Origin of the sequence: Asanoa siamensis (assembly GCF_016862555.1) — a bacterium.
In the GTDB taxonomy this organism is placed as follows: Bacteria; Actinomycetota; Actinomycetes; order Mycobacteriales; family Micromonosporaceae; genus Asanoa; species Asanoa siamensis.
Genome location: NZ_BONE01000188.1, coordinates 1 through 1,808, shown reverse-complemented (window position 1 = coordinate 1,808; position 1,808 = coordinate 1). Strand labels below are relative to the sequence as shown.

Sequence of the window (1,808 nt, the reverse complement as noted above, 5' to 3'; positions counted from 1 at the left end):
CGGCGGCCCGCAGCGCGGCGGTCCAGGCGGCGGCCCGCAGCGCGGCGGTCCAGGCGGCGGCCCGCAGCGCGGCGGTCCAGGCGGCGGCGGCCAGCCACAGCGGGGCGGCGTCTACGGCGGCGGTGGCGGCGGTGGCGCTGGCGGTGGCGGTGGCGGTGGCGGCGTCTATGACGGCGGCGGCTATGGCGGCCCGCCGCAGCAGCCACGCGGCAACAGCTACGGCGGTCGGCAGCGCACGGCGCCCGACGACTACGGCTACTCGGAACAACGGCAGACCTACGGCCGCCCCCGCCAGGGCGGCTCAGACGGCGGCCACCCCGGCAACGGCTACGTAGGCTCAGGCCAGGACTACCGCGGCTGACCTCCGACCGACGACGGTCAGCCCTCGGCGCGTGGGACAGCGGCCCGCGAGCCGGCTGAACCGGCGGCTTACCGGTGATGCCGATGCCATCTCGGGCTTGGACTCCTCACCCAGAATGGGCTTCCGTGTCGGCGGTGCTGTACTCGCGGGGCTTGAAGGCGTGGCCAGCTGTACGAAGGGGCCAGCAACGGCGCGGTCGGCGTTCGTACCCGTGCGGGTTGTTGCCCTGTGGTCGGCGTGTGGGTGGCCTGGCCCGCCTTCAGGGAAGGGGCGGGCCAGGCCGTTCGTCACATGCGGCGTAGGACTGCCACGACGCGGCCCATGATGGTTGCCTCGTCGCCGTTGATCGGGTCGAATGCGGGGTTGCGCGGTAGCAGCCAGACGTGGCCGTCGCGGCGCTGGAAGGTCTTGACCGTGGCCTCGCCGTCGAGCATCGCCGCCACGATCTCGCCGTTGTTGGCCGTCGGCTGTTGGCGGACGACGACCCAGTCGCCGTCGCAGATGGCTGCCTCGAGCATCGAGTCGCCCTTGACGTGGAGCATGAAGACCTCACCCTCGCCGACCAGCTCGCGGGGGAGGGGGAAGACGTCCTCCACCGCCTGCTCGGCCAGGATCGGGCCACCGGCGGCGATCCGGCCCAGCATCGGCACGTAGGCCGGCGCGGGTCGCTGTGCGCGGGCCGCCTCGTCGTCGAGGTCGGCCGGTGGCCGCACGTCGACGGCGCGCGGGCGGTTGGGGTCGCGGCGCAGGAAGCCCTTCCGCTCGAGCTCCTTGAGCTGGTAGGCGACGCTGGACGGCGAGACCAGCCCGACCGCCTCGCCGATCTCGCGGACGCTCGGCGGATAGCCGTAGCGGTCCACCCAGTCGCGGATGAACTCGAGGATGCGTCGCTGCCGGGCGGTCAGCTCGGCGGCGGTCACGTCGGGGAAGCTGCTCACAACCGGTGCCACGGATCTGACCTCCGACGTCGCGGCGCGTGCCCGGGCGGCGCCGCGCTTGCGCGTGCTCGGCGAGGCGGCGTCGGACGCGATTCTCTGGGGTTGGTGCTGGCGGCTCGCCCGGTCGTCGGTCGACACGTCCGTCCTCCCTGGTCGGCTGTGATGCCCTAATTCGCGGTTGGGGTGACCATGACCGTATCGGTGGGTTGAGACAGTTTCAAACATCTGTACGACATCCGGGTCCGGCGTGTCGCGCGTTTGAGGTCGACATCCGAACGCCTGTTCTGATAAACCATCGTACGTCCGTGCTATCGAACTGGCGTTCGATCTTGGGGGTTCGGGATGAGCGTGGTCGGCATTTCGGGCGGGGTGGCAGGTGGTTCGGCACGCGCGTCGGGGGCGCGCGGGCGGGCCGGGAGCGGGTCGAAGCCTCGCCTACGCCTGACGCGCCGCGGCCGGTTGGTCCTGGTCGCGTTGTTTCTGCTGACGGTCGGCGGGCTGGCCGCGGT

2 protein-coding genes are annotated in these 1,808 nt (G+C 72.2%); both read right to left on the bottom strand.

Translation table 11 applies throughout. The features are described 5' to 3' along the window. A partial coding sequence (locus Asi02nite_RS41150) for a hypothetical protein (protein WP_203719467.1) occupies positions 1–268 on the bottom strand: 268 nt, incomplete at its 3' end. A 380-nt stretch (positions 269–648) separates the two neighbouring features. Further along, positions 649–1,437: a transcriptional repressor LexA gene (lexA, locus tag Asi02nite_RS41145; protein WP_239127735.1), complete on the bottom strand. Its 789-nt coding sequence runs from the start codon at positions 1,435–1,437 to the stop codon at positions 649–651. Positions 1,438–1,808: the final 371 nt, after the last annotated feature.